Annotated in this window: 10 protein-coding genes and 1 CRISPR repeat array; of the genes, 6 read left to right on the top strand and 4 right to left on the bottom strand. The window is 56.3% G+C overall.

Annotated features, from left to right (window positions below; translation table 11 throughout):
- Nucleotides 1–83 precede the first annotated feature (83 nt).
- The 3 genes from H5P28_RS16910 to H5P28_RS16920 all read left to right on the top strand — a co-directional run bounded on the left by H5P28_RS16910 (nt 84) and on the right by H5P28_RS16920 (nt 1,435).
- Nucleotides 84–305, top strand: a complete 222-nt coding sequence (locus H5P28_RS16910) for a hypothetical protein (protein ID WP_185675461.1) — start codon at nt 84–86, stop codon at nt 303–305.
- A gap of 48 nt (nt 306–353) precedes the next feature.
- Nucleotides 354–587 carry a hypothetical protein gene (locus H5P28_RS16915; protein WP_185675462.1) on the top strand — a complete coding sequence of 78 codons (234 nt, stop codon included), beginning with the start codon at nt 354–356 and terminating at the stop codon, nt 585–587.
- 119 nt (nt 588–706) lie between these two features.
- Nucleotides 707–1,435 (top strand): DUF932 domain-containing protein, encoded by a 729-nt coding sequence (locus H5P28_RS16920; protein ID WP_185675463.1) that lies wholly within the window; start codon nt 707–709, stop codon nt 1,433–1,435.
- Nucleotides 1,436–1,595: 160 nt separating this feature from the next.
- Nucleotides 1,596–2,091: direct repeats of the CRISPR family, unit length 36 nt; unit sequence GCTTTGCCTTGAATCCAAATCCTAAGTCAGCAGACT.
- 31 nt (nt 2,092–2,122) lie between these two features.
- Here the strand turns inward: H5P28_RS16920 and cas2 are convergent.
- The 4 genes from cas2 to H5P28_RS16940 form a co-directional block, all read right to left on the bottom strand.
- A complete protein-coding gene (gene cas2 / locus H5P28_RS16925; RefSeq protein ID WP_185676875.1) occupies nt 2,123–2,458 on the bottom strand; it encodes a CRISPR-associated endonuclease Cas2 in 336 nt (111 codons plus the stop codon).
- Nucleotides 2,425–3,345, bottom strand: a complete 921-nt coding sequence (cas1, locus tag H5P28_RS16930) for a type II CRISPR-associated endonuclease Cas1 (protein WP_185676876.1) — start codon at nt 3,343–3,345, stop codon at nt 2,425–2,427. The genes cas2 and cas1 overlap by 34 nt, the downstream gene beginning before the upstream one ends.
- Nucleotides 3,346–3,349: 4 nt before the next feature.
- Complete coding sequence (gene cas9, locus H5P28_RS16935; RefSeq protein WP_185676877.1) at nt 3,350–6,613, bottom strand: type II CRISPR RNA-guided endonuclease Cas9; 3,264 nt, start codon at nt 6,611–6,613, stop codon at nt 3,350–3,352.
- Nucleotides 6,614–6,824: 211 nt separating this feature from the next.
- Nucleotides 6,825–7,097, bottom strand: a complete 273-nt coding sequence (locus H5P28_RS16940) for a helix-turn-helix domain-containing protein (RefSeq protein ID WP_185676878.1) — start codon at nt 7,095–7,097, stop codon at nt 6,825–6,827.
- A gap of 104 nt (nt 7,098–7,201) precedes the next feature.
- On the opposite strand from H5P28_RS16940, the gene H5P28_RS16945 reads away from it, so the two are divergent.
- The 3 genes from H5P28_RS16945 to H5P28_RS16955 form a co-directional block, all read left to right on the top strand.
- On the top strand, nt 7,202–7,585 hold the full coding sequence (locus tag H5P28_RS16945) for a hypothetical protein (RefSeq protein WP_185676879.1): 384 nt from the start codon (nt 7,202–7,204) through the stop codon (nt 7,583–7,585).
- 518 nt (nt 7,586–8,103) lie between these two features.
- On the top strand, nt 8,104–8,379 hold the full coding sequence (locus H5P28_RS16950; RefSeq protein WP_185676880.1) for a hypothetical protein: 276 nt from the start codon (nt 8,104–8,106) through the stop codon (nt 8,377–8,379).
- The coding region (locus tag H5P28_RS16955; protein WP_185675615.1) for a hypothetical protein at nt 8,376–8,893 on the top strand (518 nt) is incomplete at its 3' end. The genes H5P28_RS16950 and H5P28_RS16955, both read left to right, overlap by 4 nt.

Raw genomic sequence — 8,893 nt, forward strand, 5'->3', positions numbered from 1 at the left:
GAGCGCTTTCACCCTCAACCGGGCATGCACTGCGCCTGGTGCAGCTTCCGGGGTGAGTGCGCGAAATGGACGGGAGGCGAGCGATGATCCAGGCCATCGTCATCGCCGTGGTCAGCGTCGGCGCTGGCCTCCTCATGCTGGGCAACGACAAGAACGAGCCGCCACCTCCGCCCGCCGCAGTGGTTGAGCAGGCTCCGTTTGTGCCGCTGGCCAATGCCCTGTATTGGGTGGGTGGGTGCTCGGTTGCCTGCTCGCTGATATGGGGCCGGAGCATCGTTCGGGCTGCGCAGTGCCGCAGGCAATAGCCGGTCATGCGCAGTCCGTTAAAAAAAACAACCACCCGCATCCAACCCATGAATGCCATCCTGAAAATCGCCCTGGTCGCGCTCACCGCTTACAGCGTGGGCACGCTCGTGGGGCCTGTGGCCATCGGCGCGGTCAACGAGGCCCAGGAAACGCTCAGCCCGTTCCTGGTCATCTCCGTGGCCATCCTCATCGGCTCCATTGGCTATGCCGTCGGAGCGGTGAGGCGTTCGCCCTTCGTGCCGGAATACCCCGAGTACCCGGAACGCGAACGCTACCGTTGAAGCCACCCGTGTAGTGGACAACCAATACAGCCCCGCTTCGTGTTATCCGAGGCGGGGCTTTTGTTTTTTCGCAAGCGCCAAGTCGGCGCATCACTCACCACCCTCAACTCATCAACACCATGATCACCGATACCATCGAACCCGTCTCAGCCACAACCACCAAGCCTTGCAACCTGCTCCTGCACTGCGGTAGCCACGCCGTCAGCCGTGGAGAGCTCGCGCAGGCACCGACGCCACCCCCGACCAGCACCTGGAGGCCGATTGCTCACTTAAAACTCCTGCAAGTCGTGGAGGTCGCCCTGCTTACCCAGGGCTTTGCCATTGCCGGGCAGGCGCATGGGCTCACCCATGACAACGCCCGTTACTTCGGCCTGATCGAGGTCAGCGGCTTTACCCACAACCCGGACTACCACTACGTGGTCGGCGTGCGAAACTCCCACGACATGCGCTTCTCTGCCGGGCTCGTCGCGGGCAGCCAGGTGCTTGTCTGCGATAATCTGTCTTTTTCGGGCGAGATCCAGTTGGCCCGCAAGCACACCCCGCGTATCCTCGACGACCTGCCCCGGCTGGTTGATGCCGCTGTGGGCAAGCTCAGGCGCTACTGGGACCAGCACGATTACCGGGTCATCCGTTACCGCGAGGCCCGCATCAATGACCGGCGTGCCCATGATCTGGTTATCCGCGCTGTCGATACCGGTGTCATGGCCAACGGATACATCCCCAAGGTCCTCTCTCTGTGGAGAAAGCCCCGTCATGAAGCGTTCATACCCCGCACCCTCTGGAGCCTCCAGAACACCTTTACGGAAGTCTTCAAGGGCCGCGTGGACCTACTCCCGGACAGAACCTGACGCCTGCACCGACTCCTCGACCATGAGGCCGGACTCAACTAGGCCTCACAAGCCCTTGGTGTAAACCATGGTTTACACCGGAGAAGCCCCACCATCGGCCCTACCACGATTCGGCAGGGACCCAGGGGGGCTTTTCTTTAGCTGGGAGGTTCAAGATACGGCTTTGCCTTGAATCCAAATCCTAAGTCAGCAGACTTCCTCATTACCCGGACTTCATCCGCGAACAGCTTTGCCTTGAATCCAAATCCTAAGTCAGCAGACTTCACGCATCACGACTTCCGCCATTTCTTTGCTTTGCCTTGAATCCAAATCCTAAGTCAGCAGACTCCTCGTAGGCCTTACCATCGCGCAGGCAGAGCTTTGCCTTGAATCCAAATCCTAAGTCAGCAGACTCTGTGGGCCGTGAGCGAGGGAGCGGTCGAGGCTTTGCCTTGAATCCAAATCCTAAGTCAGCAGACTGACCCGCCATGCCCGTCGCTCTCAAGAGAGCTTTGCCTTGAATCCAAATCCTAAGTCAGCAGACTCGCGACTGGGAGGACGTCGTCGCCTTTTACGCTTTGCCTTGAATCCAAATCCTAAGTCAGCAGACTCATATCTTCCGAGTACATGCGCTTGACCTCGCTTTGCCTTGAATCCAAATCCTAAGTCAGCAGACTTGCATTCCCGAGTCTGCTGACAATTAGGGCCTTACCAAAGTTGTATCTGTTCCGGGAGTCCCTCGGGGGGCATTCTTTCGGCTGGTTTGCCATGGATAACCAGGCTTCGCTGCCATTGGGATTGGGTAACGTACCAGGCCCGAACTTTTCCTTCAGGAGGAATTTCCTGTTCAACCCGACGCAGATGAGTCTGCATGCGCGAGTATGTAACCATTGGGCGGGCATATACTGAGAATTGTATCATCTGAAAACCATCGTTCAACAGAAATTTACGAAAGTCCGCATATGCCTTACGGGCTTCCTTTTCTGTGACCGGCAGGTCGAAGGCCACAATCAGCCAGCCCATTTTGAATTTGAGGGGGTCCATGGTTTATAGCTACGTGTTTGTCCAGTTAAAACGGCGCTGCGAAAACTCCGCACCACTGATTCCAGACAGTTTTTGAGATCCATCTCCAGTCCGAGGTAGCCCACACGTTCCAATATAAACTCCGTGATGTAGTGGCGAAACCGGCCATCTATCCGATAATCTCCCGCCTCGACCTCCTCCATCAGCCAACGAGCCACCCGAGAATCCACACAAGGGCGGAATGGCTCCATGATATCGTAGGCCAGCGGGGTCGAGCGCTCACGCACCTCGTGGGAGATCCCGAGGGTCGGATCAAGTCCGCATGCCAGGAGCTTCTGTAGCGTAAGCGATAACAGGACGGCGTAGCCGAAGTTCAGCAGGTCATTGACCCCTCCCCCATCGCGCGCCCGTTTAAAATCCTTCAGGCCGAGTGCATCGGCAAAAATCCCCCAATAATATCTGGCACAGGTTCCCTCCTTTGATTGAGCCTTGCCGAGGGCTCGTTTTCTCAACACATCGAGTTTGGCATGTTCCGGGACCAAGAACTCAGCATACAGAGTCTGATTTAGACACTTCGCATCGAGTGTTTTGCGCCACAGCACATCCACTTTTTTACGTTCGAGCGACAGTGCCGCCTTGGTGAGCAGGGTATCGCTTGAGCGGTTAGCGGGTAAAAGCAGGCTGACAGGCTGAAACCGCTCACAGATGACAAGTGCAACTCCGTGCTTCGCTGCCTCCAACAGCAGATGGCTATGCAATTGAGCCGAAAAGCTGGTAATAACAATGGCGGCAACATCCTCCAGCGGAGCCTGCTTGGTCCTTCCATCTTCATCAATACAGGTCAACTGCCCCTGGCGGCAACTGATGCTGCAGCGCGGTGAGTCGATGTTGATAATGTGGTAGGACATATTCTCAACCCGAGTAATCCAGTTGGCAGATGGTAAATTTGTCCTTGATCAAGCTAGATAGCCGAACATCGCGTTTGATCCCTCCCCCCTTGCTCTGCATTCTCACAATATCTGGGAATGAAAGATCAACCAACAGTCCCTTCTTACTATCGTCCTTGATTGAACGTATTCTCCACGTCCCACAGAACCGACCAGCAGGAACCGTGATAGCATTTCCGTTTCGCAGTATCCTAGGCATATATCCCAGCTTCTCGCGGACTTCTCTTAGAGTTTTCCAGACTAAAGAATGCGTAAGGATTGCTGGCTCTGGATCCAGGATAATTCCATAATTCTCCTCTACAATAAGGCTGCCCTTGAGCCGGGCGAGCTTGCCTGTCCCATCGCGCGGGCTGAGCCCGTGCAGCTTGCTCTTCTTTTCTCTGGAGGTCTTGGGCTGGCGTTTTTTGTCAGCATCCCGCATGGCCATCCCCAGAACCATCTTTTCAGGGTCATCGGGGTCCTGATGCAGGACACGCCAAGTGTTCTGCTGGACTTTGAGGCCACGCATCGTCTTGGGGATATGCTGTACGACACGGCGCTCCATCAAGCACTCGGCTATCTGATTCTTTAGCTCCACAGGCAGGTCCGAGATTTCCCAATTACCGCCGGCAGAAAATGTGACGAACTGGCCGAGGCGTTTTTTGAACTCGTCACGCTCCGCATCGCTGCCGATACGGCGGCGGCTCATCAGCTCCCACAAGCGCCCGTCACGCGGAAAGAAGTAAGCAGCCAGGCCAAGAGTGACTGCATCTAGACCATGGTGCAGATGCGTGATCTCACGAATCGCGGTTTTATTCTGTCCTTCTGTTTCCGGGGAGACACGGGCTAGGCACCCGCTCAGATTCCAAGCTTTTCTCACGGCAGCGGTAACACTACCAGCCAGCATAACGACCTGCGGAATACGCGGGCCAAGCTTATCGCTTCTTTCAGTCAACTCATCGCGCGCCTGTAGTGCGGCCAGCTTGTTTAAATGACTGGTCTGCGTTAAATCCCTCCCGGTGAAGCCACTGTCGCCCTCCTGCTGGCTATTCTTTTTCCTACGCGCATCAAACTCGGGCATAAGCAGGAGCTGCTTACGGCGCCAGCGCCGCAGATCGTCGTCGATAAAGACAGCATTGCGATTCCCCCGCGGATCGCGCCCGGGTCTGAGCTTGTCAACACAGCGCTCGTAGTTGCTCAGAGATTGCAGTTGCAGGTCCGTGCCGGGAACTTTTTCGCACTCGTGCCCAGCCATAAAGGCCCATGCGATCTGTTGCCCCTTCATGCGGTTGACCTCCGGCCACGTAAGCACCAAGGAATCCAGTGAGTCACTCGGTCGCCAGGAGCGTGGGATGATGTGCTCCCGGTCCACCTGCAGCGTAACGATGTCATCGAAGCAATAATGCTTGCCGGTAAAAGGACAGGTCCAGTTCAGGTCTTGGGCAATGCGGACTTTCTTTATCAGTCCAGCGCTAATGGTATATCTCCCTCCGTACTTGGGTAGTTCTTTCTCAATGACCTGAACGGCCCTTTTATGGTCCGCAAGCTTGAGGCCAAGAAGCTGGGCTTTCTCCTTGGCCGTTTTGGCCGAAAACTCCTGCAAGTCACGAATAACCTCCAGCGTCACCTTCCCCACTCGCGTCACTTCGCCGCCCGCATAGTTGCGGACCAGGTCACGCAGCAGTCGCCGGAAGATCAGGAGGCGATGCCGCACCAGCGAATTATTCGTCTGCGCATCAATAGAGCGCTGAAGTTGCTGGGCTACTACCTCGGGCTTTTCCTCCAGGCAGCCTCCTTTGTCCTTCGGGTCGGGCTGGCCGGCGTCAAACACCGCCTCCCAGGCTTTCTGCATCAGATCGCGGGTGTAGGGAGCACGCCCGCTCGGACGATAGGCGACAATCGAAATGGCCTCGTCTATAAAACCATCCAGATCACGAGCATTTTTGCGCGCCCGCTTCTTGTACGCTTCGTAGGCGATGTTGATGGCATCGTCGAAATCCGACAGATCCACACCGTCCGCCGCCATGTTCTCTCGCCAGCGCTTCAAGCTGGAAGGCTTGCCTTTATACAACCATCCGGCAAAACGCTTGCGTTGCCTATCGGGCAACACGGCCCACACCGGTGCAACCCTCCCTGAGGAAACCGCGTGCTTCACAGGATCGAAGGTCAGGGCCCGCTCCATCTCAGGAGTCAGAAAAAGCGAGTCGGCATTGGCGGGCTCGGCTCCGGTGATCTCCCGCAGCGCCTTTTTCAGAGAGGTCTTGGTCAGGTAGCCGGATTCTTCCATCGCCGCATGCACATGCACGCGTTCTTCCGCACTCAAGCGACGCGAATCCTCCCCGGACTTGCCCTTCACACGCAAGTTACACAGGAGCATTCCCCACCGATAACGGTAGAACTCGCGACAATGCTTGGCCGGGACCTTTTCTGCGCTGATACGGCACAACGGGATGATCCGGTTATCAAATCGCGGCACCATCTGCCCGAAAAGCAGCCCCCCGTGAAAGCGTCCAGGCAAGCGGATGGACGGACAATCCACCGCCTTCCAGGCGTTTTCCGCATCCCCACACAAGCAGGTGACAAAGGCTTCATCGCAACCGTCCAGCTTTCCAATATGGGCACGCAGAATGCGCACAACCTCATCCCGTACGACCCGCCGCGGGAAGGCAGCATCGTTACCTTTAAAATAGGCCTCCAAAGCCGGAGCCCGCTTCGAGACGGGGTCCACACCGAGGAACGCACACACCGTCTCGGCCATCGTCATGGCCCCATGCTGCGCCATCAACCGGTTCGCATTTTCTTCCTTTTTGCTGTCCTCGTCCTGTTCCTTATCCGTCTTTGCCAGCGCCCAAAGCGCGTTTCCATCGTAGCCGCGATTATGCGCATACCAGCGGATGACATCCCACAGTTCGGGCCAGCTTAACGACTGTCGATATCCTCTGATGACCTGCGCGGCCAGCAACCAGGGAAAGGCATGCCCCCGGCCCTGATCCATCCGCTCCCTGAGCTGTGCCTCCGTAAAGGCTCCCACGTGCACAAGCAGCCTGCCGAGCCGTTTGATACGGTTACGCGTAGCGGCAATATTCCGACGGTTTCGCCGAAAAGCCGCACGGGCGTGGTTCTGACAATCATCGGGGCTGAAGATGACCGCGCCACATCCCAGTATCTGAGGCATCGCACCGGTTTCTTCAATCGCTGCCCAGCCCAGCGAAGCATGGCCAATATCAAATGCAAACGAGACGGGGTTCATACCCCATGATCTACAGCATTTTATCCTTGATACAATTGAATAATTTCAGTTTGCTTTGCGCGGATTCAAGACAAAGTTAGTAACGCAGGCGTACGGTCACTATCTGTCATGCAGGTACACCAGCCCAAGAAAGCGTTTCAAGCATTAACGCGGACTTCAGGGTCCGCGTTTTTGTTTAAATTCACTTGGTCGAGCACTCCCCGACACATTCCTACCTCCGATGCACCCGACTGCTGGGGGCCTTACGGGCTACCTTTGAATCCTCGGGCATGTCTGGAGTCAATAGCTGCCACGCCCTTAAGCCATAGGGGATGGCAAGGCGTTCCACGGTCGAGAGCCAGATCTCTTTCTTCCGGGCACCCTCGATGTCCTGATAGAACTTGTAGCCGATGCCCGCGAGCTGGGCAAACTCCTCCTGTGTGAGGCCATGCCTGGCCCGCAATGACCGTAATCTGTCTCCCAGTTCCGCCAGCGAATTATCCACCCCACAACCATATGATCGTAGGGCTTGACAGGTAACCCTACGATCTTAGGGTTTTTGTGTTAGTCGGTCCGTTTTAAGGATCGAAACAACCCACGGATAACTCGATGAAAACACCAACCTGTCTCCTGCGGGGTCGCAGTTGCTTTTGCTTCTCCGCGCTGCTTCTGTGCCTTATCGCCACCATCTGCCTGTTGGGGTGCTCAGAGCAGCCCAAGAAACCAGAACTGCCCGTGCACGTGAGCTTTCGGCAATCTGTGCTGGGGAAGGGAAAGGTCGTCATCTTCTCCAATACCTCGAACAAGCTCCTGAGTCCTGTCGTCTATGTTGAAAACAGGACCCTGCGAGAGAGGTATGAGTTCTATTTCATTATCGAGCCTCACCGCACCGTTGAAATCGGTGTACTGGAAGTGCCGTGGGATTTTCTCCCCGGTGAGTACATGAAGATCAGCCACGACGGCTACTCGAACAAGTACCTGAAAGTACCCTGACATGGACTCTGTCACCACAACAACCTCAAGCGTTGGCGCTAGTCTCTATCGGGCCATATTCTGGACCATCCTTTGGGGCTTTTGGGCATGGGCGGTATGGAAACAAACCAAGTCACTCTTGCGGCTCTGGATCAATTGCCGGTACTTGCGAGCGATGCTCAGGAGCAAATCCACTTGCACATGGATGCTTCCGGGCAACAGGCCGACATCCCTTCCCCGGGGAGTAGGCCGTAACCGGTATCGGCTAGTGCTGTGCATGGGAACGCTGCGCTACCGGGAGAAACTCTATAATCTACTCGGACTAGCCCTGTGTGCAGGCATGTACGTTGGGTTTTATTTTTATGGCCGCTAAAGCAGCGAGCAATTCTCCGGGGTGGCTACACACACTCGGCCAATGGCGAATGGGCATGATGCTCTTTGCCTGCTGCCTGTTTGGATCCGGTGCCTCGCTGGAGGCAGCTCGATTGTATCCAGAATCTCACTACAGAGATTGTGCTGCTAGGGTGTTGAAGGGGGAAATGGAAATCTCCCTTCCCAACGGAACACGTTGTGACATCCTGACCGACGAGTACGCGATTGAGGTCGATTTTGCCGACAAGTGGGCCGAGGCCATTGGGCAGAGCCTGAATTATGCGGCCCAGACTGGCAGGCGTGCCGCGATCATCCTCATCATTGAGAAACCGTCCCACCAGAAATACCTCCAGCGCCTGGAGGGAGTCATCGAGAGCCATGCCTTGCCGATAGTGGTTCTGCCGTACCGGCAGGGGCATTGCTTCCCCTGCGACAATCCATGAACACGCCACCTCTTCAAGAACACGATCCATCGTCAGAGCCCGAAGCTCCGAACCCGGTAGAGTCAGGTACTTGGAACAAGCTCGCTGGGCTTTGGGAACACGAACGGCTTAAACGCTTCAGGGAGAGTGGCTGGTATATTCCGCTGCTGGTTGTGCTGGGGATTGCGCTCTTTGCCGGTCTGTGGGGAGACAACCACGATGAGGAAACCGGCTTCATCGCCGGGCAGCCCTTGAAATCAGGGGCAACCTATTACGTCTGGATCAGCGAGGTCAACCTGTTCTCCCGTCCGGGAGGCTGGGACCTGGATGGGAGTGCCCCGGATATCGCTTACGAACTCTATACCGGGCACGGCAATGAGCGCATTTTTAAGAGCGATGTACGCCATGATACCCTGCTGGCCCAATGGTCCGAGATCGGGCTGAGGTACTCGGGCGAGATACTCGGCTTTGCGACAAGCGGAGCGGGCACGGTATCGCCCGAGGAAATGATTCAGGCCGCGAGGCTATTGGCAAC

Origin of the sequence: Ruficoccus amylovorans, assembly GCF_014230085.1 — a bacterium.
Classification (GTDB): Bacteria; Verrucomicrobiota; Verrucomicrobiia; order Opitutales; family Cerasicoccaceae; genus Ruficoccus; species Ruficoccus amylovorans.